This window comes from Actinoallomurus sp. NPDC052308 (assembly GCF_040679195.1).
In the GTDB taxonomy this organism is placed as follows: Bacteria; Actinomycetota; Actinomycetes; order Streptosporangiales; family Streptosporangiaceae; genus Actinoallomurus; species Actinoallomurus liliacearum.
This window is the reverse complement of sequence record NZ_JBFAUM010000009.1, coordinates 154,477-177,986: the sequence shown is the minus strand read 5'-3', so window position 1 is coordinate 177,986 and position 23,510 is coordinate 154,477. Positions and strand designations below refer to the sequence as shown.

Annotated in this window: 16 protein-coding genes; 11 read left to right on the top strand and 5 right to left on the bottom strand. The window is 71.7% G+C overall.

Features of this window, described 5'->3' with window-relative positions; translation table 11 throughout:
• Nucleotides 1–66: 66 nt before the first annotated feature.
• From AB0L00_RS23285 to AB0L00_RS23260, 6 genes are read left to right on the top strand one after another with little or no spacing between them, the layout of a single operon-like run.
• On the top strand, nt 67–888 hold the full coding sequence (locus AB0L00_RS23285; protein ID WP_364437744.1) for an ATP-binding cassette domain-containing protein: 822 nt from the start codon (nt 67–69) through the stop codon (nt 886–888).
• On the top strand, nt 881–2,116 hold the full coding sequence (locus tag AB0L00_RS23280) for a sugar ABC transporter permease (RefSeq protein WP_364437741.1): 1,236 nt from the start codon (nt 881–883) through the stop codon (nt 2,114–2,116). The genes AB0L00_RS23285 and AB0L00_RS23280 overlap by 8 nt, the downstream gene beginning before the upstream one ends.
• Nucleotides 2,117–2,146: 30 nt before the next feature.
• A complete protein-coding gene (locus tag AB0L00_RS23275) occupies nt 2,147–3,637 on the top strand; it encodes an FGGY-family carbohydrate kinase (RefSeq protein WP_364437739.1) in 1,491 nt (496 codons plus the stop codon).
• Complete coding sequence (locus AB0L00_RS23270; protein WP_364437736.1) at nt 3,634–5,136, top strand: FGGY family carbohydrate kinase; 1,503 nt, start codon at nt 3,634–3,636, stop codon at nt 5,134–5,136. The genes AB0L00_RS23275 and AB0L00_RS23270 overlap by 4 nt, the downstream gene beginning before the upstream one ends.
• Nucleotides 5,133–5,765: a histidine phosphatase family protein gene (locus AB0L00_RS23265; protein ID WP_364437734.1), complete on the top strand. Its 633-nt coding sequence runs from the start codon at nt 5,133–5,135 to the stop codon at nt 5,763–5,765. The genes AB0L00_RS23270 and AB0L00_RS23265 overlap by 4 nt, the downstream gene beginning before the upstream one ends.
• On the top strand, nt 5,762–6,775 hold the full coding sequence (locus tag AB0L00_RS23260) for a 2-hydroxyacid dehydrogenase (RefSeq protein ID WP_364437731.1): 1,014 nt from the start codon (nt 5,762–5,764) through the stop codon (nt 6,773–6,775). Before AB0L00_RS23265 ends, AB0L00_RS23260 begins: the two co-directional genes overlap by 4 nt.
• 57 nt (nt 6,776–6,832) lie before the next feature.
• On the opposite strand, the gene AB0L00_RS23255 is transcribed toward AB0L00_RS23260, so the two are convergent.
• Nucleotides 6,833–9,898, bottom strand: a complete 3,066-nt coding sequence (locus AB0L00_RS23255; RefSeq protein WP_364437729.1) for a CHAT domain-containing protein — start codon at nt 9,896–9,898, stop codon at nt 6,833–6,835.
• A 147-nt stretch (nt 9,899–10,045) separates the two neighbouring features.
• On the opposite strand from AB0L00_RS23255, the gene AB0L00_RS23250 reads away from it, so the two are divergent.
• A complete protein-coding gene (locus AB0L00_RS23250; protein ID WP_364437726.1) occupies nt 10,046–10,429 on the top strand; it encodes a hypothetical protein in 384 nt (127 codons plus the stop codon).
• Between the two features lie 2 nt (nt 10,430–10,431).
• Nucleotides 10,432–11,178 carry a hypothetical protein gene (locus tag AB0L00_RS23245; protein ID WP_364437723.1) on the top strand — a complete coding sequence of 249 codons (747 nt, stop codon included), beginning with the start codon at nt 10,432–10,434 and terminating at the stop codon, nt 11,176–11,178.
• A gap of 57 nt (nt 11,179–11,235) precedes the next feature.
• On the opposite strand, the gene AB0L00_RS23240 is transcribed toward AB0L00_RS23245, so the two are convergent.
• Nucleotides 11,236–12,261, bottom strand: coding sequence for an NADP-dependent oxidoreductase (locus tag AB0L00_RS23240; protein ID WP_364437720.1), 1,026 nt, complete (start codon nt 12,259–12,261; stop codon nt 11,236–11,238).
• Nucleotides 12,262–12,578: 317 nt separating this feature from the next.
• On the opposite strand from AB0L00_RS23240, the gene AB0L00_RS23235 reads away from it, so the two are divergent.
• Nucleotides 12,579–14,321, top strand: a complete 1,743-nt coding sequence (locus AB0L00_RS23235) for a phospholipase D family protein (protein WP_364437717.1) — start codon at nt 12,579–12,581, stop codon at nt 14,319–14,321.
• A gap of 30 nt (nt 14,322–14,351) precedes the next feature.
• Nucleotides 14,352–20,162, top strand: coding sequence for a hypothetical protein (locus AB0L00_RS23230; RefSeq protein WP_364437715.1), 5,811 nt, complete (start codon nt 14,352–14,354; stop codon nt 20,160–20,162).
• Between the two features lie 16 nt (nt 20,163–20,178).
• Here AB0L00_RS23230 and AB0L00_RS23225 read toward each other — a convergent pair whose 3' ends face one another.
• On the bottom strand, nt 20,179–20,463 hold the full coding sequence (locus AB0L00_RS23225; protein WP_364437713.1) for a DUF4253 domain-containing protein: 285 nt from the start codon (nt 20,461–20,463) through the stop codon (nt 20,179–20,181).
• 202 nt (nt 20,464–20,665) lie between these two features.
• Here AB0L00_RS23225 and AB0L00_RS23220 point away from each other — a divergent pair, with 202 nt between their 5' ends.
• Entirely contained in the window at nt 20,666–21,049 is a 384-nt protein-coding gene (locus tag AB0L00_RS23220) for a hypothetical protein (RefSeq protein WP_364437710.1), read from the top strand.
• A 309-nt stretch (nt 21,050–21,358) separates the two neighbouring features.
• On the opposite strand, the gene AB0L00_RS23215 is transcribed toward AB0L00_RS23220, so the two are convergent.
• Together AB0L00_RS23215 and AB0L00_RS23210 are read right to left on the bottom strand one after the other, a co-directional pair.
• A complete protein-coding gene (locus tag AB0L00_RS23215) occupies nt 21,359–22,486 on the bottom strand; it encodes a glycoside hydrolase family 3 N-terminal domain-containing protein (protein WP_364437707.1) in 1,128 nt (375 codons plus the stop codon).
• Between the two features lie 72 nt (nt 22,487–22,558).
• Nucleotides 22,559–23,398: a lysozyme gene (locus tag AB0L00_RS23210; RefSeq protein ID WP_364437705.1), complete on the bottom strand. Its 840-nt coding sequence runs from the start codon at nt 23,396–23,398 to the stop codon at nt 22,559–22,561.
• Nucleotides 23,399–23,510: the final 112 nt, after the last annotated feature.

The window sequence follows — 23,510 nt, the reverse complement described above, 5'->3', positions numbered from 1 at the left end:
GGTCCGCCGGCCCCGGCTCACCGGACCGGGCGCCGGCGGCTTCGGCCGTATCGACGAAGGATCAGCATGTCCTCATCGCCTTCCCAACCGAGCCCGCTGCTGTCACTGCGGGGCATCAGCAAGACCTTCGGTGCCGTCGCCGCGCTCACCGACGTCGACCTCGACGTCTCGGCCGGTGAGGTCGTCGCGGTCGTCGGCGACAACGGTGCCGGAAAGTCCACCCTGGTCAAGACGCTGTCGGGGGTCCACCAGCCCGACGCGGGAACCATCACGTTCGACTCGCGCCCGGTCACCATCCCGAGCCCGGCCGCGGCGCAGCAGCTCGGCATCGCCACCGTCTTCCAGGACCTGGCGCTCTGCGAGAACCTCAACGTGATCGAGAACCTCTTCCTCGGCCGGGAGCTGCGCGGGCTGCGCCTGGACGACGTCGCCATGGAGGTCCGCTCGCGGGAGCTGCTCCGCCGGCTGTCGGCGAAGATCCCGAAGTTGTCGGTCCCGGTCGCCGCACTGTCGGGCGGCCAGCGGCAGACCGTGGCGATCGCGCGTTCGCTGCTCGGCGACCCGAAGATCGTCATCCTCGACGAGCCCACGGCGGCGCTCGGCGTCGCCCAGACCGCCGAGGTCCTCAACCTGATCGACCGGCTGCGTGAAGGCGGCCACGGAGTGATCATGATCAGCCACAACATGGACGACGTGCTCTCGGTCGCCGACACGGTGGCCGTGCTGCGCCTCGGCCGCAACAACGGGGTCTTCGACGCGGTCGAGGCCACCACCGAGCAGATCGTCACCGCGATCACCGGGGCCGCCGACAACGCGGTGACCCGGCGCGCGAGGCGGACGCGCCGCACGGTGTCGGCGGGCGTCGAGGAAGGGGCCGACCATGAGTGACCTGAGCACCGCGCCGCCGCTCGCCGAGCAGGAGCAGTACGAGCCGGAGGAGCCCACCGGGCTGCGCGCGGTCGTCGCGCGCCTCCGCGGCGGCGACCTCGGCGTCATCCCGGTCGTGGCGGGGCTGGTCGTGATCTGGACCGTGATGCAGATCCTCAACTCGGTCTTCCTGTCCAGCGTCAACCTGGTCAACCTCACCCTCGAGTGCGCGCCGGTCGGCGTCATCGCGCTCGGCGTCGGGCTCATGCTGCTGGTCGGCCAGATCGACCTGTCGGTCGGCTCGCTGAGCGGGCTGGCGGCGGCCCTCACCGCCATCCTGTTCGTCGATCACGGGCTGTCGCCCTGGCTCGCCGTACCGGCCTCGGTGGCGTCCGCCGCCGTCATCGGCCTGCTGTACGCGCTGGTGTTCAACCGGCTCGGCGTGCCCAGCTTCGTCATCACCCTCGCCGGCCTGCTCGGCTTCCTCGGCGTACAACTGTGGGTGCTCGGCAGCAAGGGGTCGATCAACCTGCCGTACGACTCCGGTCTGGTCACCTTCGCCCAGCTCGACTTCCTGCCCGCCTGGCTGTCGTACACCCTGGCGGTCGTCGCGGCGGGCTGGCTGTTCGCGGCCGGATACCTGCGGGCGCGGGCACGGCGCGGCGCCGGGCTGCCCGCGGCGTCGCTGCGCGGGCTGGTGCTGCGCAGCGTCGTGCTGCTGGCCGGCCTCGGGCTGGCGGTCTGGTACCTCGACCGCGCCCGTGGCGTGGGCTGGATGTTCGTGCTGTTCCTGGCGCTGGTGCTGGCCACGCACTACATGCTGGCGCGCACGAGGTTCGGCAAGTCGATCTACGCGGTGGGCGGCAACGTCGAGGCGGCCCGCCGGGCCGGCATCAACGTCAAGGCCGTCTACACCTCGGTGTTCGTCCTGTGCACCTCGCTCGCGGCGATCGGCGGCGTGCTGGCCGCGGCCCGCCTCGCCGCGGCGAACCAGAGCACCGGCGGCGGTGACGTCAACCTCAACGCCATCGCCGCCGCGGTGATCGGCGGCACCAGCCTGTTCGGCGGGCGCGGCAACGCGTTCGCCGCGCTCCTGGGCATCGTGGTCATCCAGTCCATCTCCAGCGGGCTCACCCTGCTCGACCTCAACTCGTCCTTCCGGTACATGGTCACCGGGGCCGTGCTGCTGCTCGCGGTGGCGCTGGACGCGGCGGCCCGGCGCTCGCGCGCCTCCCACGGCCGCGCGTGAGGACATGACGACACGAGGAAGGAAGTGACCATGGCGGTCGTCTGCGTCGACGCGGGCACCACGATGATCAAGGCGGTCGGCTACGGCGACGACGGCGCCGAGCTGGCGGTCGAACGCCAGAACACCACCGTGCGGCACCCGGCGCCCGGCCACGCCGAGCAGGACCCGGCCGAGGTCTGGCAGGCCGTCGTACGCGGCGTGCGGCGGGTGCTCGAACGCCTCGACACCCCGGTGAGCCACCTGGCGCTGACCGCGCAGGGCGACGGGTCCTGGCTGGTCGACGCCTCGGGGGCGCCGACCGGCCCGGCGATCCTGTGGAACGACGGCCGGGCCGGGGCGATCGTCGAGCGCTGGGCGCGCGACGGCGTCCTGGAGCGGGCGTTCCGCCGCAACGGGTCGCTGACCTTCGCCGGCCTGCCGAACGCGATCCTCAGCTGGCTGCGCGAGCACGACCCGGACCGGCTCGCCCGCTCGGCCGCCTCGCTGACATGCGGCGGCTGGATCTTCCTGCGGCTCACCGGGGAACCGGTCGCGGACCTGTCGGACGGTTCCGCGCCGTTCATGGACATCCGCGAGCGCGACTACTCCGACGAGCTCCTCGCCCTGTACGGGATGGAGTGGGCCCGGCCGCTGCTGCCGGAACTGCGCGGCGACGGCCGGCGCGTCGCGCCCCTGACCGCGTCCGCCGCGCGCGAGCTGGGCCTGCCCGAGGGCACGCCCGTGGTCCTCGCCCCGTACGACGTGGCGTCCACCGCGATCGGTGTCGGCGCGGTCGAGGCCGGTCAGGCGTGCACCATCCTGGGCACCACGCTGTGCACCGAGATCGTCATGGACGAGCCGCTGCTCGACACGGCCCCGTCCGGTCTCACCGTGGCGCTCGACCAGCGCTACCTGCGGGCCTTCCCGACGCTCGCCGGTGGCCAGGTGATCGACTGGGCCTGCCGCATGCTGGGCCTCGGCGGTGACCCGGCCGCGCTGTCGCTGCTCGCCGAGCAGTGCCCGCCGGGCGCGGGCGGCCTGGTCTTCCTGCCGTACCTGTCACCGGCGGGGGAGCGGGCGCCGTTCCTCGACACCCGCGCGCGGGGGTCGTTCCTCGGGCTGTCCATCGACCATGACCGGGAGCACCTGGCCCGCGCCGTCCTCGAAGGGCTGTGCCTGGTGATCCGCGACTGCCTGACCGCCTCCGGGGCCCGGCCCGTGGAGCTGCGGGTCAGCGGCGGCGGATCGGCCAGCACCGCCTGGCTGCGGATGCTGGCCGACGTGACCGGCGTCCCCGTCGTCCGGACCGCGGACGCCGAGGCGGGCGCGCGCGGCGCGTTCATCGTCGGCGCCGTGGCCACCGGCCGGGCCGCCGGCGAACGCGAGGCCGCCGACGCCTACATCCGGCCCGGCGACGTCTTCGCGCCGGACCCGGAGAACGCCGAGCGTTACGCCGGCCTGTACGAGGCGTTCCTCGAGATTCGCGGCGCCACCGCGGCGGCCTGGCCGACGCTCGCCACCCTGCGCGGGGAGGCGGAGTGAGCGGCCACGACGAGGTCTGGCTGGGCGTCGACCTGGGCACCCAGAGCGTACGAGTCGTCGCCGTGACGGCTACCGGCCGGATCGCCGGGGCGGGCGCCGAGCCGCTGACCGGACGACGCGAGGCGGGCCGCCACGAGCAGGACCCCGAGGAGTGGTGGCGGGCCACCGCGGCGGCCTGCGGGCGGGCGCTGCGGGACGTACCGCCCGGCGCGGTGCGCGCCGTCGCCGTCGACGGCACCTCCGGGACGATCCTGCTGACCGGCGACGACGGGACGCCGCTGACCCCCGGTCTCATGTACGACGACACGCGCGCGACCGAGGAGGCCCGCCGGGCCGACGAGGCCGGCGCCGCGGTGTGGGCGGAGCTGGGGTACCGGCGGATGCAGCCCGCCTGGGCGCTGCCGAAGCTGCTGTGGCTCCTGGACCGGCACGAGGGACCGGCCCGCCTCGCCCACCAGGTCGACTTCGTCAATCGGCGGCTGGCCGGCCACGCCGTCCCCGCCGACCTGAGCAACGCGCTCAAGACCGGGGCGCACCTGATCGAGGAGACCTGGCCGGCGCAGGTCATGGACGCGCTCGGGATACCCGCCGGCACGCTCCCGGAGCTCGTACGGCCGGGCACCCCGATCGGCACGGTGTGCGCGGCCGCGACCGAGGCCACCGGCATCCCGCGGGGCACCCCGATCATCGCCGGGATGACCGACGGCTGCGCCGCGCAGCTCGGCGCGGGGCGGTTGACCGTCGGCTCGTGGAACTCCGTACTGGGGACGACGCTCGTGCTGAAGGGCGTCTCCGAGGAGCTCGTCCACGATCCGTACGGCGCGGTGTACTCGCACCGGGCGCCGGACGGCGAATGGCTGCCCGGCGGCGCGTCGAGCACCGGCGCCGGCGTGCTCGCCCGCGACTTCGCCGGCCGCGACCTGCGCGAGCTGGACCGGCTGGCGGAGCGGCACGAGCCCTCGCGGGCCCTCGCGTACCCGCTGGTCTCCGAGGGGGAGCGGTTCCCGTTCGCGGCGCCGGACGCCCGCGGCTTCCTGCTCGGGAGCACCGGCGACGAGGCCGACGACTACGCGGCGATCCTGCAGGGCGTCGCCTACCTCGAACGCCTCTGCTTCGACCACCTCGACCTGCTGGGCGCGCCCACCGGCGGCGACATCACCTTCACCGGCGGCGCGGCGCGCAGCCCGTACTGGTGCCGGCTCCGCGCCGACGTGCTCGGCCGGTCGGTGATCCTCCCGGCCGACCCCGAAGCCGCGCTCGGCGCCGCCGTCCTGGCGGCCTCACCGGGCCGCCGCGTCGCCGAGGTCGCCGCCGAGATGGTCGCGGTCCGCGAAACGATCGACCCGGGCCCGCGTGCCGACCGGTTCGACGACGGGTACCTGCGTCTGGTGGGCGAGCTGGAGCGACGCGGCTGGCTGCCCGCGCCCACGGCCGCACACGCACGCGCCGGCGCGGCGTCCGATCGAGCGGCGCCGACTCAGGAAGGAACGTCACGATGACCCTTTTCGTCCTCGTCCGCCACGGAGAGACCGAGTGGCACGCGGAGAACCGCTACGCGGGCATCAGTGACATCGCCCTGACCGAACGCGGCCTGGAACAGGCACAGCAGCTCGCCGCGTGGGCCAGGACCGCCGGGCTCGCCGCCGTCTGGACCTCCACCCTCACCCGGGCCCAGCTGACCGCCACCGCCTGCGCCGAGGCCATCGGCGTACCGCTGAACGTCGACGAGCGGCTGCGCGAACTGGACTTCGGGCACGCCGAGGGGATGACCCGCGCCGAGATGCACGAGCAGTTTCCCGAGGCGCTGCGGGCGTTCCGCGCCGACCCGGTCGCCGACCACCTGCCCGGCGGCGAGGACCCGACCGACGCGGTCCGCCGGTTCACCGGCTGCCTGTACGACCTCGTGGACCGGCACCCCGACGACCGGGTCCTCGTCGTCGCGCACACCACCGCGATCCGGCTCGCGCTGTGCGAGCTGATCGGGGTGCCCCTCCGCGACTACCGGCGGATCTTCCCGTCGGTGCGCAACTGCGCGCTGACCGAGATCCGCCTCACCCGCGAGGAGGCCGCCCTGCTGGAGTTCAACACCCCCATCGAGAGAATCAACGCCGTCCAGGAGACCCCATGACCACCCGCCTGCTCGCGGCCGGAGACCACTTCGTCCTCAACCGACTCCTCATCGACGCCGTACGGGCGCAGGCCCCGCGTGAAGTGGAGTTCGCCGAGATCACGCTGGACTGGCCACTGGTGCCGTTCGGCCGGGTCGCCGAGGTCGACGAGGCGTCCGGCACCGAGGACCAGATGATCGAGGCGCTGGGCGACGCGGAGATCTGCCTCACCCAGATGGCACCGCTGACCCGCCGGGTCATCGAGGCGTGCCCGAACCTGAAGCTGATCGGCATCGGCCGCGGCGGACCGGTCAACGCGAACCTCGAGGCGGCGGCCGAGCATGGAGTGACCGTCTGCTTCGCGCCCGGCCGCAACGCCGGCGCCACCGCCGAACACACGCTCGGCATGATCCTCGCCGCCGCGCGCCGCATCCCGCAGACCCACGCCGACCTGACCGCCGGCCAGTGGCGCAGCGACTACTACCAGTACGACGCGGTCGGCATCGAGCTGTCCGGCAGCACGGTGGGGCTCGTGGGCGGCGGCGCGGTCGGTCACCGGGTCGCCCAGATGCTCGCGGCCCTGGGCGCGCGGGTGCTCATCCACGATCCGTACCTGAGCGAGACCGCCGTCGGCGAGCTGGTCTCCCTGGACGAACTGCTCTCCCGCGCGGACGTCGTCACGCTGCACGCCCGCGTCACGCCGGAGACCAAGGGGATGATCGGCGCGCCGCAGATCGCCGCGATGCGGCCCGGCGCCATCATCGTCAACTGCGCGCGCGGCGCCCTGCTCGACTACGAGGCCGTCTGCGACGCGATCGAGGGCGGCCACCTGTTCGGCGCCGGGTTCGACGTCTTCCCGGAGGAGCCGATCCCGGCGGAGTCCCGGCTGCTGTCCACGCCGGGCATCGTGCTGACCCCGCACCTGGCCGGCGCCAGCCGCCAGACCGCCGCGAACGCCGCCCGCATCCTCGCCGAAGACGTCGCCCGCTACCTGCGCGGCGAGCCGCTGGCCCACGTCGCGAAGACCTGACCGGCCCCCTGGCGTGTCCGGAGGATCCACCGGCCGGACACGCCCTGGCGCGGACGATCACGCGCCGGCGTGCAGGTAGGCGGCCCACAGGGACGGCGTGGCCGGGAAGGCGTCACGCGCGGCGCGTACGGCGTGGTGCAGGGCGTGGGCGGACCGTGCGGTGTCGAGCGTGCCGTCGCTCGTCCTCAGGGCGGTGTAGAAGGCGTCGGCGACGGTGACGGCGAGCGCGTCATTGATCTGCCACAGGGTGCCGATGACGTGCGGGAACCCGGCGAGCTGGAACGCCGAGGTCAGGTGGATGGCCTCGTCCAGCAGGGTGACCTCGGCGGTGAGGGCGGTGCTGCAGGCCGACAGGTAGGCCAACTGGGCGTGGTCGAGGACGACCGAGGCCAGACTGGCGACGTTCAGCGGGTCATCGCGGTGGTCGTGCAGCAGGAGCAGGCTCTTGGACGGATCCGTGGGGTGGGTGAACCCGTGGCAGGCGAAGTGCGCGATCGTGCGGCCGGGCAGGTGCGCGAGAACGACGGCCTTGGTCGGGACCTCCTGGGCGGAGGCGGCGACATCGCCGGGCGTGCCGGGTTCGGCGAGCAGCAGCGGTCGGGGCAGATGGGCGTGGACGAGGGCGGCTTCGCGGGGGACCTGCTCCAGCCGCCCCTGGCCGGGTAGGCCCGGAGTGGTCGGCATCGCGACGATCAGAGCACGGTGGTCGCGGGGCCGGGGGCCGGCGCCGGCGCGTTGCCGGGCATGGCGCAGGGCCCCGATGGTGGGCGTGTAGGAGGAGACGACCCGGTCCATCACGCTGCGCCGGCCCGGTCCGGTGTGGTGGCCGGCGGCGTGGATGGGCAACATGCCGAGCAGGCCGCCGGGCGCCCACCAGAGCCGCGGCCAGGGCCGGCCCTCCGGCGGGGGCTCGTGGTGGCCGAGGGCGGACAGGATCGGTTCGGCGGCGTTGTCCCACAGCCACCCCAGGATCTCGCGGATCTCGGCCTGTGCGCCGACCCGGTCGACGGCGCGGGCGTCGGGGTCGGTGGTGGTGTACAGGGCCTGGTGGAAGGCGTCGATCCGCCCGGTCACCGCCTCGAAGGTCAGGGCGGGCAGCGGGAGGCTGGTGACGCCGTCGGCGGTGAGCAGCAGGGCGTCGCTGCGGTAGGAGCTGATGTTGAACGCCACCACCGGGCCGGCCGTGGCCTGTGCCATCAGTTGCTCGTCGGTCAGGGGCAGGGCGAAGGAGGCGAATCCGTCCTGCTCCCGGATCTCGGCCATGACCGCGGCGAACTCCTCGGCCACGTGGTGCCGATCGCGGGTCCGCCGCTCCGGCGCCTCGGCACCGATGCCGTCGGAGAGCATGCCCATCGAGGACGACGTGTCGTCGGGCCGGTCCAGCAGATCACGTAGTTCGCTGAACCGCGCGGCCAGCTCCGGATGCCGGTCGCGTAGCTCGGACAGGTCGCTCCGGGTGTCCAGCGCCTGGCTCAGCAACACCGCCCTGGCAGCCTCCAGCAGCCGCAGTGCCCGGGGCGCGCGCTCGGGCGCCGGGGTGGTGGTGTCGGCGAGCGCCAACGCGGCCGCGTCGGCGGCCAGACCGGCGGAGCTGCCGATGGCATGCTCCTGGTCGGCCCGTTCCAGTTGCCGCAGGGCGACCTCGGGCAGCAGCCGCACCGCGTCTTCCACCAGGCCGGCGGCCAGGCCGGGCTGCGACTCGGCGGCCAGGTACGCGGCCGCCCGGGCCGCCTGGACACGGGTCGACGGCGCGGCCGACTCGAGTCCGGCCGCGGACGCCTGTGCCCACAACGCCGTGTCCCGGTCGGCCTGCGCTCCGGTGTGTTCGAATCGGGTCCGTAGCGTGGCCCCGAGGTTGAACAGCATGGAGGCGCGGTTGGGATGGTCGACGGGAGCGGCGTCCGTCGCCTGGCGGAACGTGTCGATGGTGGCGTCCAGGTCGGCGCGTGCTTCGGTGTGTTCGTACCGTGCCCGCAGCGCGTTCCCCAGGATGGACAGGTACGTCGCGCGGTTGGGCTCGTCGGCGGGGGCGGCGTCTGTCGCCTGCCGTAGCGCGTCGATGGCGGCGTCCAGGTCGGCGCGTACTCCGGTGTGTTCGTACCGTGCCCGCAGCGCGTTCCCCAGGATGGACAGGTACGTCGTGCGGTCGGGATGGTCGGCGGGAGCGACGTCCACCGCCTGGCGGCTGACCTCGACCGCCGTTTCCAGGTCGCTCTCCACCCCGGTCCGTTCGAACCGTGCCTGCAGTGCGAATCCCAAGCTGGCCAGGCGCTCGGCGCGATGGGGCTCGTCGGCGGAAGCGGCGTCTGTCGCCTGCCGAAGGGCGTCGACGGCGGTGTCCAGGTCCCCCAGTGCCCCGGTGTGCCCGTACCGTGCCTGCAGCGCGTTCCCCAGGTTGGCCAGAATCCCGGCGCGGTAGGGATGATCCCCGGGGGTGAGGTTCGCCGCCTGCCGCAGCGTGTCGATGGCGGTGTCCAGGTCGGCCGGTGCCCCGGTGCGCCAGAATCGGAGCCGTAGCCCGTTTCCCAGGTTGGACAGCATCCCGCCGCGGTAGGGGTGGTCGGCGGGCAGAGTCTCCACTGCCTGCCGCAGCGCGTCGATGGCGGTGTCCAGGTCGGCCGGTGTCGCGGTGCGCAGGAACCGTGCCTGCAGCGCGCTGGCCAGGTTCGCCAGGATCGCGACGCGGTTGGGATGGTCGGCGGGGGCGGCGGCCAGGATGCGCTGCCACAGCCCGGCCGCGGAATCCAGTACGGACTGGTCTCCGGAGCCGAGCGCGTACTCGAGCAGCGCTTCGGCGGTCGGGGTGGCCTGGTGAGCGAGGACGGGCAGCAGCGGTTCGGGCAGCCCGGCGGTGTCGGCGACGAAGCAGGGGGTGAGCATGCCGACCGCGGCGGCCAGATCCTGCTGGTCCTGCCCGTCGGGCAACGCCTGGTAGCGGTACCAGTGCAGCCAGCCGAGCAGGTATCGACTCTGCAGGTCACCGTCGTCGTCACGAAGGAGCTGGGTCAGGCGCGTGGCCCGACGCAGAGCATCGCGTTCCAGCACCGGAGACAGGTCCTGCGCGCTGACGACCTGTTGCAGTAAGGCGCCCACCCCGGTTCGGAGTTCTTCCCGTTCCCCCACGCGCCCTCCGTACATGAGTGAGCGTTCCATCGAGATATCTCGCCGATATGGTCATGTGCCCGGCATCATGGGTCAAGGCCGCGTTGCGCCGGCCACAGAGCCGCGCACGCGGGCCGATCGGCCAATGGTGAAGGAGACGGGCGAACGATGACCGAGGAGACACGGCCGGCCGCCGACGCGTTAGCGTACGTGTGCGGGCAGGTGGACTCCCTGCGCGCCATCCTCGCCGACGGTCATGGACCATCGCCGCTGGACGATCTGCTGGCGGCGGCACGCGACGGGCGGGACCTGACCGGCCCGCTCGAGACCCTGCACACCACCCTGTTGGCCGCCGGCGACCCGTTGGGCGTGTGGGGGCACGTACGGTCCTGGCGTGCGGTGAACGCGACCGGGATCGACCAGCGCGCGCCGTTCGAGCCGGTCTACCTGTGCCCGCTTCTCCGCTGCTCGGGCCGCCGACCCGACAACACCACCGTCTTCCCGCTCACCTGCACCATCACCGGCCGTCCGCTGCGTCGAGAAGAGCTGTAGAGGTGGGCGGGTTCCTGGGTGAGCTCGGCAAGAAACTCGCCGAACGGTGGCTGTCGCTGCTGGTGTTGCCCGGTGCCCTGTACCTCGCCGTCTTCATCGTCGCCCGAACCCTCGGCCACCGCCACGCCCTGGACGTTCATCGGCTCACCGGCCGCGTCACCGCCTGGGCCAAGGCTCCGAGCGCCGTCACCACCGGCGGTCAGCTGGTCCTGCTGGCCGCCGCGCTGGCCGGCGCCGCCGGGGTCGGACTCGCCGCCCAGGGCCTCGGATCGGCGGCCGAACGCCTGGCCCTTGCCGCCGACTGGCGCACCTGGCCCCGGCCGCTACGCCTCCTGGCCCAGCGGCGGGTCGAGCGCCGACGCGCCCGGTGGGACGCCGAGCACGCCCGCTACCACCGGCTCTACGCCGAGGCCGAGCAGGCTCTCAAACAGACCGGCACCCGCCTGGACCCCGCCGACCGGCACGCCGCCTACCAGGCCTGGACCCGCATCGGCCTGGAACGACCCGACCGGCCCACCTGGAGCGGCGACCGCGTCAACGCCGCCGCCACCCGGTTGAGACGCGACCTGAACCTGGACCTTCCGACGGTGTGGCCCAACCTGTGGCTGCACCTGCCGGAGACGGCCCGCACGGAGGTCACCGCCGCCCGCGCCGCACTCGCCCGCGCGACGACTCTGGCCGGCTGGGCGGTCCTGTACGCCCCACTGGTCTGGTGGTGGTGGCCGGCTTCCGGAACGCCCCCTCAGTGAGAACCGGACGGCGGGGCCGTGCGCTGTCCGGGAAGATCGAGGTCCTCCGGCCGTTCCTCAGTCGGTCAGGTCGGCGAGCCGGACGAGTGATTTGCCGATCTTCCCCCCGGAGAAGAGCTTGCCATAGGCGGTCAGGGTGTTCTCCAGGCCGTCCGTCACGTCGAACGCCATCCGCAGCCTGCCCGCGTCGTACCAGGGCCGCATGATCCGGTTGACGTCCGGGCCGCGGTGATAGAAGTCCGGGGAGAAGAAGCCGGTGAAGGTCAGCCGCTTCATCAGCACCTGATCGAACTTGTACGGGCCCGGCACCGGTCCGTCCTCGCCGTAGTTGACGAGCAGCCCGCAGATCGCGACGCGCCCGAAGAGCGCCATGTTCTCGAGGGCCGCGTCCAGGATCGCGCCACCGACATTGTCGAAGTAGAGGTCGATCCCGTCGGGGCACAGGGAGCGCAACTGCTCCGCGACGTCACCGTCCTGGCGATTGATCGCGGCGTCGAAACCGAGTTCCTCAGTGATCCACGCGGACTTCTCGGCCGACCCCGTGATTCCGATGACCCGGCAGCCGAGCTGCGCGGCGACCTGCCCCGCGAGCGCGCCCGTGACGCCGGAGGCCGCCGACACGACGAACGTCTCGCCCGCCTTGGCGGCGCCGTACTCGGCCACGCCGAGGTAGCCGGTCCAGCCGTTGGGTCCGAAGACGGCCAGGTGCTGGCGAAGGTCGTCAAGGCGCCGGCTCACCCGTTCGACATAGGTCTCATCGGGCCGGGACACCGAGAAGTCCGACCACTGTCCGTAGGCGCGCGCCAGGTCGCCCTCGCGGAAGTCCGGATGGCGCGAGGCGACGACCTCACCCAGCACCATGCCGATCACCGGGGAGCCCAGCGGCGTCGGCGGCGAGTAGGAGTCCTCGCGCGCGGTCATCCACATCCGGGTGCCGGCGTCGAGCGAGAAGTACGCGTTCCGGATCAGCACGTCCCCGTCGGCGAGATCCGGAAGCTCGTCCTCCACGAGGTCCAGCGCGGATGCGTAGTCATCACCGACCGGGCGCCGCACGAGCTTCCAGTACCGGTTTTTCTCCCCCACTGAACTCCCTTTCTAGACAGTCCGTTACCACCGCCAAATCTGGCAGAGCGCCGGGCTCGCGGATGCGCGCAGCCGAGCTATGTGATCAGCTTCATAGCGACCATCTTGGGAACCTCCGGCCTCTGAAGCCGCGTCGTGACGGTCGCCCGGCCGTCGGCGGCGACGTGGTGGAGGGTCGGAAACGAGGAAGACGTGGGTCGCCGACAGTGCCTCGATCTCGGCGATCGCCTGGAGGTGTGCCATACGTCCGATAGCGGCCAGGGCGACGCGCTACTGGCCGGTCGGCTGCGGGCGTAGGTTTCCGTGCGGAGGCCGCCATGCCGCGAAACATCGACGATCTCATCGACACGTATCTCGCCCGTAACACCGATCCCGGCGTTCGGCCGAAGGGGGAGACTCCGCCGGCTCAGCAGAGCATCGACGATCTGCGGGGCAACCGGGTCGAGGCGTTCATCGATGGCAAGGCCTATTTCGGTGCGATCGACGATGAGATCGACGCCTTCCTGGCGAGTAGTGTGCCCGGCAAGTACTTCTACCTGTCGGCATGGTGGCTCGGGCTCGTGTCCGTGGGAAATGTCGATGTCAAGATCGGCGGCCTCGCGGACGCTCTCCCCAAGAATCTGAACATCCCGAACGAGTGGTCGAGGTACGTCAACCTCCCCGAGTTCACGCTGCCGAAGAGCGGTAAGACACTGCATTCCCGGCTGGTCGACCTCTCCGCCGCCGGAGTGGATGTACGGGTACTCGCGTGGACCTCCCCGTTCGCGCCGAAATACAAGCCGGTGGCCGACAGGACCGACGCGATCCCGGATTTGAACCTGCAGACGATCCTCAGCGTGGACTCGCTCCGCCGTGCCTCCGGGACGCTCGCCGGCCGTGTCCTGCTCAACACGCTGGCGCACCCGTTCGGCGGCGCCCACCTCAAGCTCGTCATCTGCGGCGACCGCGATGCCATGCGTGCGTACACCGGGGGATTCGACCCTGTCCAGAATCGCCTCGATCCGGTCACCGACACGGACGGCTGGCATGACGTCGCCGTACGGGTGCAGGGATCCGCCGCCGCCGCGATCTACGCGTTCTTCCAGCAGTTGTGGAACGAGCAGTGCAAGAGATCCGCTGAGACCTTCTACCTCAACGGTGCCGAGATCAAGTCGAATCCGCCGTCCGCCCAGACGATCGACGATCGATCGGCCGTGCGGCCGATCTCCAACGCCGACCAGTACGTCCAGGTCCTCCGTACCGTGCCGCAGATGAACTTCTCCACGGCCGGGCCGCCGCAGCTGGCGGACAACCGGGTGCTGCGCTGGTTGTTGGCGAACCTGGGCGGATTCAAAAGGCCACCCCTGTCGTTCGCCACCGCCGGCATCTTCGAATTCAAGGTAGCGCTCAAGAAGGCGATCGAGAATGCCGAACGCTACGTCTTCATCGCGGACCAGGCGTTCCAGAGCCAGGAGATCATGGACTGGCTCAACGCGCGACTGCGGAAGCGGCCGAGCCTCAGGGTGATCCTGCTGTACGGCGCCGACCCGGCCGATCCCCCGTCGGGCCTGTTCGCAGAGGCGATCAACAACCACCTGGTCAAGGACGATGTGGGGCTCGACCGCACCGGCTTGGGACTTCCCGTTGGCGTCGCCTGCTACGGCTGGCCGGGGGTGGTGGTGCACAGCAAGGTCACGATCGTGGACGACGTGTGGTGCGCGGTCGGTTCGGCCAATTGCATGCGCCGCAGCCTGTACACGGACATCGAACTGTCGGTCGGGGTGGTCGACGCCACCGACGTGACGTTCGCGCAGCGTCTGCGGCGGGACCTGTGGGCCCGCTACTGCGGCATCCCGCTGCCGCAGGATGGCGACTTGATGGACTTCTACGAGAACGAACGCACCGCGCTGCTCGACATCAACAAGGCGCTCGGCATCTGGGACACCGATTGGGACGCCCGGCCGAACGGCGTCTCTCTCAGGTCGTCGATCAAACGGTTCGCCCTGCCGGTGGCCGTCACGATCCCCTTCAGCCAGCAGGCCTACGACGACCAGGATCCGGACTCGCGGACGACGTTCTGACCGTACGGCCGATCAGAGAGAGGCGCGGACATGACGCTCCAGGACGTGGCGGACAGCCTCCGCAAACAGGCCGCACAGGGCACGGTCGTCCTCGATGAGTCCCTGCTCGGCCTGGCCGGCCTGAGCGATCTGCTCACCGCCACCGCCGGGCTCACCTCGGTCGAGGTCGCAGGGGCGGAGCTGACCGTGACCGATCACTCGGTGGAGGTCGCCGGGACGTCCTCGCTGCTCGGCCTGCGAGACGCGGCGGTCGCCGCGACCGTCGCGGAGACGGCCGGCGGCCTGCGGCTGCTGGTCGCCGTCCGGCTGCCGGTGACGTGGCGGTTCTCCCAGAGTTTTCCGGACCTGCCGGACTACCTCGACTTCGGCAGTATGACCGGCGGATACCGCACCACGTACCTGGACGACCTGGACCTGTCCGAGGCGTCCCTGATCCTCTCGACGGAGGAGGTCACGGATCCGCAGGACGGAGTGATCGAGCGGGGGCTGAACTTCCGGGGCTCCGTACGGCTGTCGGGACCGCTCGCCAGGATCGGCGCGCTCACCGACGCGGACACCGCCCGGCTGGGCGGGCTCGTCCGGGGGCCTGGAGCCGCGACGGACTTCTGCCTGCGCGCTCCGCTCGCGCTCGGCGTCGAGTCCGGGTCGGTCGGCCTCACCGAGGTCGCCGTCGAGCTGTGCAGCGGGCTCACGGCCGCCGGCGGCACCGCGACCGTACGGCTCAGTGCCGTGGTCACCGTCGGCGCGGCATCCCTCCGGTTGGTCTCGGAGGTCAGGATCGGCGGCACCGACGACGTATGGGCGCTCTCCGGGGACTTCGAGGGCGTCGGTCTGCCAGGCCTGGCGGAACTCGCGGACCTGGTCGGCGGCCAGGACCTGGCCGCGGTCCTGCCCGGCCCCTTGGCCGCACCGGGCGGCATCACCCTGCGGGAGGTCGGGATCGGCGTCTCCCTCGCCACGCGAACCGTGGACTACGTGCGGGTCACCCTCGGGGTGGGCGACGAATGGCCGGTGATCCCGGGAACGTTCGACGTCCGCGGCGTCGCCGTGCGGTGGCTGGTGACCGCGCCGTTCGACAGCGGACGCCGGGCCGTCGGCTGCACCCTGTACGGCACGGTCGACGTCGGCGGGGTCGGGCTGAGCGTGGTCGCCGACCTGCCGGGCCTCCGCGTCACCGCGGGGCTCGAACGGGGACAGACGATCCGGCTCCAGGATCTCGCCCGGCAGTTCCTTCCCGACACGCAGGACGTGCCCGACCTCGTGCTGTCCGACTGCGTGCTGAGCGTGCAGCCCACGGCACGGGCGCTGAGCCTGAACGCGACACTCGGTCCCTGGTCACTGCCGCTCGGCCAGACGGATCTCACGATCAGCCGGCTCACGATGGCCCTGTCCTACTCCGGCGGCGACCGGCCGCAGTGGGACGCCACCATGACGGGCACGGCCGAGGTGGCCGGTGCGACGGCCTCCGTCACCGTCACGGTCGGCGACGTCGTCCGCGTGAGCGGCAGCGTCGGCGACGTCTCTCTCGCCGCGCTGGCGGGTGCCGTCGCCGGTGTCTCCCTGCCGGACGAGGTCCCCGATCTGCGGATCGAGCACGCGACGTTCGACGTCACGCCGCACACCGGCGTGTTCAGCGTCACCGGCCAGGCCACCGCCAGATGGCGGCTGCCGTTCGGCGCCGACGACCTCCAGGTCGACACGCTCGACCTCGCCATCGACAAGGGGCCGGCCGGGATCGGCTGCTCGCTGTCGCTGCGCGGGCAGGGGCCGGCCACGGTCGTGGACGGCCTGACGTTCGAGCGCCTGGCTTTCGACTACCGGCTGACGCCGCCGGACACCTGGTCGCTGTCGGGAAGCATCACCGCCCAGGTCCTCGACGGGGAGGTCGAACTCGCGGCGAGCGTACGGCAGCAGGGCGGCGCGCGCACCGTCCACCTCGAGGCGACCCGCGATCCGGCCGCTCCGCCGTTCGCGCTCGCCGGCATCGCCACGCTCGACTACCGCCAGGTCACGATCGACATCAGCCGGGCGGACGGACCCGGCAGCGTGAGACTGAACACCTCCAGCCCGTACACCTGGCAGGTCCAGGTGAGCGGCGGCCTGCGCATCGACGCGCTGCCCGATGACGCCCTGGACGGCACACTGTCGCTCGAACGCAGGACCGACGGGTTCGGTCTCGCCTTTCAGCCGGGGCAGGCCACCGTCCGCGTCCCCTGGCCGGTGCCGGGGACCTCACTGGCGACGACGCTCGCCCTCGGACCGCTGGCGATCTCGCGTTCGGCGGGCGCATGGTCGCTCGACGCCACCGTCACCGTCGCGTTCAGCGGCCTGCCGGCCGCCGTCCAGCACGCGCTGGCCGAGCGGATCACCGGCCGGTTCTCGGCCGGCGGCGGCCAGGTACGGCTGGCGATCGACCGCGTCATCGCACCTATCGAGATCGAGATCCCCGACGCGCAGGCCGGCACGGTCACGATCCCGATGGGCACCGCGCTGCTGGACGCGTCCGACTTCGCCCTGACGGTCGGCGGGGAGTTCCGGCTCTCGGCGGACTTCGGCGTCGGCCTGCCCGCCGGCCTGAACGAGATGTTCGGCACCCGGCCGGACGGCAGCCCCAGCGTCGAGATCTTCCGTACCTACCTGGCGGACGACCCCGGCAGCGTCACCCGGTTCCGGCTCTCCGTCGGCAGCGCCGAGGGACTGTCGGTCGCCCTGCTGACCTCACCGATCCGGGCGGTCACCTTCCAGACCCGCCAGCAGCACACCTGGGCGGTCGTCGACCTCGGCGCGTACGGCGCCTTCGAACTCCAGGTGCCCGAGTTCGGCTACGACGGCACCGCGTTCCGCGCGAACGGCGGCTTCCGTACGACGCGGCCGCTCGCGCTCCCGCTCACGCCGCTGCGGACGCTGCTGTCCGGCGCCGGCCTACGGGAACTGGCCGACGTCCTGCCGAGTTCGGTCCCGCTCAACGACCTGGAGGTCTACGACCCGAAGACCGGGCTGAACATCCAGGGCCTGATCGACGCGTTGCACCTGCCCGACTCCTTCACCCAGGTGCTGCGGACCGTCGAGGAGCACGTCGACCGGCTGCCGTCGGCACTTTTGGCGTACCTGAACGTCAAGGTGCCCGACGGCTTCACCTTCGACTTCACGATCACCCCGACCGGAGGCGTACGCGGACGGCTGGCGGTGGAGGGCGGCACGCCGATCCGGCTGCTGCTGCCGAGCGTCGGCCCTCTCGGTCCGCAACTCGTCGGGCTCGAACTCCGCGAGGTGGCGGTGGGGGAGTTGTTCGGCGGCGTGCTGCTCTGCCTCGACCTCGACTGCACCATCGAGCAGTTCGACCTGGCCACGCTGGCCGCGGTGCTGCTGCTTCCGCCGGACGGGCTGCCGATGCTGCCCGACTCGCGGAACCTGATCAGCCGGATCGACATCCGCAACCTGTCGATCATCGCCGTCTACGAGACCGGCATCCCCATCGTCGTTCCCCTGTTCTACGACGAACTCGCGTACGAGCGGCTGGGGCTGGAAGGCGTCGGGTTGCGGTCGCACTGGAGATTCCCCAGGCCGACGCTCGACGTCGACTTCCTGCGCCGGCTCTTCGCACAGTTCGCGGCGTTCTTCACCGACCCGCACGCCCTGCTCGACCCGTCCGCGCCTCCCGGGGCCGACCTGTCCTTCACCATCGGTCCGAACGCCATCCATCTCCCGGCCTACATGGGCGGCGGCACGCTCGGCTCCGACCAGGACCTCGCCACCGTGAACGTCTACGCCTCCGTCGCCCGCACCCTCAACTTCCTCAAGGCCGGCGACACCGACGAGATCATCCAGGCCGTGCCCCTGGACGACCGGGTGGGCTCCGTTCATGTGGCGTTCGCCCCGATGACTCTCGACGTCGGTTGGCTCATCACCACTCCGGACGAGTTCCGGCAGGTCGCCCACGATCGACTGACGATCTCCGGTGATGACACGGAGGCGATCCTGCGGGTCGTACCGGCGACCGCGAACGAGCGCGGTCTGATCGCCCTGCTCAAGGGGGACTGGCGGTTCCGGGACGTCGCCGCCGTCGAGGTCTGGTTCGGCCTGGCGGCCACACCGATCGGGTTCGCGACCGGCCTTCGGGTGGCCGGCGACATCACCGACCTCATCGGCGTCGAACTCGACGGGACGGTCGTGATCGATCCTCAGGCGCAGGAGGTCTTCTCGCTGTCCGGGCACAGCAGGCTCACGCTCGCCGGCGACCAGGTCCTCGCCGGAACCCTGAGCGTCACCGGAGACCGATTCGCCATCTCCGGTGAGCTCGACCTGTTCCCCGACGCGCCGGGGCTCCGCGTCACCGGCTGGCTCACCGGCTGGATGAGCGACCGAGAGTTCTCCTGCGCCGGAGGCGTGACCGCCGGCCTCGGGCCGGCCTTCGTCCTGGCGAGCGCGAACTTCGAGCTCTCGCACACCGGCGTCACGCTCTCCGGCACCTGGCTGGGCCAGACCGCCGCGTTCACGGCGCGGCGAACCGGCACGGCGGTGGAGTTCCGGGCCGAGATGTCGCCGATCGAGATCACCGAGGGCTTCCGCATCGGCGGATCCACCGGCCAGGCGGGGCCGACGGCCGCCCTGGCGATCGACGGCGGAGGGGTCCCCAACGTGCTGCTCGCCGGCTCGATCACGCTGCTGGACATCCAGGCCGAGGCGACCGTCACCATCGACGGAGACGGTTTCAGCGTCACGGTGACCGGCAAGCTGTTCGGCGCGTTCGAGGCCGAGGTTCGCGTATCAGGGGCCGACCTGGCGAACAGCGCCGCGATCACCGTCGTGGCGACGCTGGAGGCCGACTTCCTGAGCTACGTCCAGCAGCAGGCCGCCGACGCCCTGAAGGCCGCCGCCGACGACGCGACCCGCTCGATCGCCGGCGCCTCGGACGCGGTCGACCAGGCTCAGCGCCAGGTCGACGGGCTCGACCGTCAGCTGGCCGACCTGCGGAGCACCGTCCAGGCCGAGCGCGACCGGGACCAGCAGAACCTGGCCGTCGCCCAGGCACGGGTGACGGCCGCTCAGCAGCAGCTGAACCAGGTCGACCAGAAGCTGGCCCAGGCGCGTGCCACGGTGCAGGCCGAACGCAACACCGCGCAGGCGGTACTGCGCTCCTCACAGACGGACCTCGACAACGACCAGCGGGCGGTCAACAGCATCAACGCTCAGATCGACAGCACCAAGAAGTGGTACTACGGCCTGCCCAAGATCGACGTGCCCTGGAAGGACTCCCAGACGACCCAGGCCATCCCGTTCTCCACCAAGATGAGCGGCCTCTACGCCGCGCTCGGCACGGCCACGGCGACGCTCGAAGGCGCACGGAAGGCCCTGAGCGTGGCGCAGGCGGCCATCCCCTCCGTACCGGTGGACGCCGACCCGCGCGTGGCCGGTCTGATCACCGCACAGGGGACCGCGTACGGCAGCCTGTCCCTCGCACAGGGCGCCCTGGCGGCCGCCCAGGCGCTCATCCCGCGGTTCCCGGTGGACGCCGACCCTCGTATCGCCGGTGTGCTCGCCGCCCAGATGTCCGCCACGGCGAGCCTCAGCGTGGCGCAGCAGGCGCTCACGGCGGCGCGGGCCGCGGTCGGTCCGGCCATCGCCGTCGCCGACTACATCACCCGCGACGGCCTCGGCGCCCTGCTCAGCGTGCAGGCCGCCGGCTTCGACGGCACCCTCGACCAAGCGGGTGGCGGGGTGGTGACCGTATGGGCCGACCTGACCTACATGGGCGGCCGGCGGCGAGCGCAGTTCGGCTTCGACTTCCACGACCCGCTGACCAGCGTCCGCGGCCTCGCCCACTCCCTCATCGGCCCCTGACCGACCGTCACCGCCGCTACGGTCGGGAGAACAGGACCCACCGGTCCAGGCCGAGCAGCAGGCGGGCGTGCTCGCGCAGCGAGACGGCGGGGGTGCTGAACGTGCTCTCGGCGAGCAGGTAGTGCTCGAACGCCAGACGCCACGAGTCGTCCGGCACGGTGGGCGGCCGGGCGACCGTGAGCCAGGCCATCACCTCCAACGCGGCGACCGGTTCCGCGCCGTAGCGTTCGTACCCACCGGCGGGCCGCCGCGACCAGCAGGTCCTGGCCGTAGTCGCAGGCGTCGTAGAGGGCGTCGACATAGGCATAGACCGCCCACGGCTCCGCGGTCGGCAGCAGCACGAGCGTCGCGATGTCCTCGGTCGATCCGAACCAGTCCTGGACGCTCAGGTCCGGCTCGCCGAGGGGCTCGCGGGCGTCTTCCCAATCGAAGAGGGGCTTCACCGCGCAGAGCCGCATGGTTAACGCCGGTTCCGTACCCATCCCCCGGAAAGGCCTAGGGTCATGGCAGTCCCTCAGATCGGCGAGAACCCCAACTGCATCTCACCCACCGCGCTGCCCAGCGCAACCCGCCTCGCCCGCGAGCATGTCGCTCAGCGGCTCAACCTGTACGACCACGGACATCTGATCGCGACGGCCGGCATCATCACATCCGAACTGGTCACCAACGCCGTCAAAGCCGTCGGAACGGTCGAGGAGAAGATCAACTGGGCGAAGGTCTGGGCCAAGCTACAGACCATCGCGGTCTGCTGCTACAGCGACGGTGGCTACGCCGTCATAGAGGGCGACCGTGGTTCAGAACGATGGCAAAGCCCGCATGCCAGCACCACGGGTCGGCTCTTTGCCGAGCATTCGGTACGACCCCGCACGACCATTCCGAGAAGATGACGGACGATCTCCGCAGGTCGCACACCCAGGTCGCACACGTCTTTCACCGGCGTTTACTCAGCGGAGAATTCGTCTCCCCTGAGTAGACACCACGGGAAACGACGCCCGGCCCGGCGGATGGACCGTTCTTGCCCGACCGGCGCCGCACGCACTCCTCGCCGTCACCGATCGACCAGCGCGTGATCCACCGGACACCCCCTGGACCGTTGAGCCTGTATGCGGTGTGCGCGGTGGACCCGTCTCGATCCACACCGCGCCGACCGGGTGACGGACGGCGGGGCGCCCGGCGCGGCGCCCCGCTCCACCGGGTCAGGCCAGGCTGTTCCGCAGGTTCGTGACGCGGGTACGGGCGGCGTCGAACGCGCTCTGGCCGAGCTGCCCGCCGCGCAGGGCGTTGGCGAGACCGGTGACCGCGCTCTGGGCGTAGCTCGGGTCCTCCCCGCAGACGAGCAGGAGGTCCATGCCGGCCTTCGCGGCCGAGACCGCCCGCTGCGCCGTGGTGCCGAAGTTCTTCAGGGCGCCGGCGACGAGCGCGTCCGTGATCGTCACGCCGGTGAAGCCGAGCCGGCCGCGCAGTTCGTTCTGCACGATGGTCGGCGACAGGCCGGCCGGCAGTTGGGCGTCCAGCGCCGGGTAGATCGCCCACGACAGCATCACGAGGTCGACGCCGGCGCTGATCGCCGGGACGTACGGCGCCTCGTCGATGGACCGCAGGTTCGACGCCGAGACGTTCAGGGTGACCGGCGCGTTGTCGGTGTTCTGCGTCTTGCTCGCGGCGCCCAGTCCGGGGAAGTGCTTGGCGGTCGCCGCGACGCCGGTCGCCTGCTGGGCCCGGATGAACGCGCTGCCGCACTGGCCGCAGACCGTCGGGTCCTTGCTGTAGGACCGGCCGTACTGGTCCTCGAAGTCGCCGGCGGTGCGGTACACGTCCAGCACCGGGGCGAGGTTGACGTTCATGCCCACGCTCGCGAGGAGCCGGCCGGCCTGGTCTCCGGCGTCGGTGGCGGCCGCCACCGGGTCGGCGGACTGGCCGATCTGTTTCTCCGACATCGTCGGGCCGCCTGGCAGCCGGCGTACCTGGCCGCCCTCCTGGTCGGTCATCAGCAGCAGCGGCGCGGTGACCGGGCTGGACCGGCCGGCCTCCTGGAGGTCGGCGCAGACCGCGGCGATCTGGCTCAGGCTCGAGATGTTGTCGCCGAAGAAGATGACGCCCGCCGCCTTGCCCGCGGCGATGGCGTCCAGCAGGGACTGCGGCACGGTCGTGCCGGAGTAGGAGTAGATGACCCGCTGCCCGGCCTGCTGCTCCGGTGTCAGGGTCGCCGCGGGGCGTACGCTCCGGCCCGCCGCGCGGGCGGTGCCGGCCATACCGAGGGTGGCGAAGGCCGCGCCGGCTCCGGTGAGCAACGCGCCGCGCCTGGTCATGGAGTGGTCGTGCATCTCATGTCCGCGCGCCGGGTCTCGCGTGACGGCCGGGCGCGCCCGCGGACGCGCCCGGCCGGTGCGGGCCGCTCAGCCGTTGGCGAGGGCCTTGACGCGCGTGATGTCGCCGTTGAAGTAGTCCTGGTCGCCGGGGAAGGTGCCGCTGTCCGCGAACTGCCAGATGGTCTGGTAGCCCCAGTTGTACGGCATCGGGCCCGGGGACCCGTTGTAGTTGGCGAGCATCAGCGGGTTGGTGGAGGAGAAGTCGCCGGTGTTCCCGGTGCACTGGCTCCACCAGCTCGTCGCCGTGTAGATGACCGGCCAGCGGCTGGTCTTGGCGTGGTACTCGTTGCTGAAGGAGAGGATCCAGTTGACCATCCCGGACGCCGACAGCCCGTAGCAGGCCGCGCCGTAGGGGTTCCACTCCATGTCGAGCATGCCGGGGAACGTCATGCCGTCCTTGGACCAGCCGCCGCCGTGGGCGACGAAGTAGTCGGCCTGGGCGGCGCCGGAGGAGGTGTTCGGCGTCGCGAAGTGGTAGGCGCCGTGCACGATTCCCGCGTAGTACGCGCCGGTGTACTGCTGGCTGAAGTACGGATTGGTGTACGTCGTCGACTCGGTCGCCTTGACGTAGGCGAACTTCGCGCCGTTGGCGGCGACGGTGGACCAGTTGACGTTGCCCTGCCAGCCGCTCACGTCCAGGCCCGGCGTCTGGGCGACGTTGGGCTGGAGGACCGCCTGACCCGAGCCGGGCTCGTGCTTGGCGATCTGGGAGCCCAGCCAGTCGCGTTCCGGGTGGGTGACGGGGTTGGGGGCGGCGGAGGCGGCCTGGACTCCGGTGAAGAGCGCGCCGCAGAGGGCGACGGCGGCGGAGAGCGCCGTGAGACGCGACGCACGCGCCGTACGGGGGGAGCGCTTGAGTGGTGACACGTGATCCTCCAAGGAGGGGCCTGGGGACTTTCCGTGTACTCCGCGGGGGACGCTCGCGCTGTCGGTAGCGGTGGCGGGGGGACCGCGGATCGGGGGCGGGCGGGATGGCTCC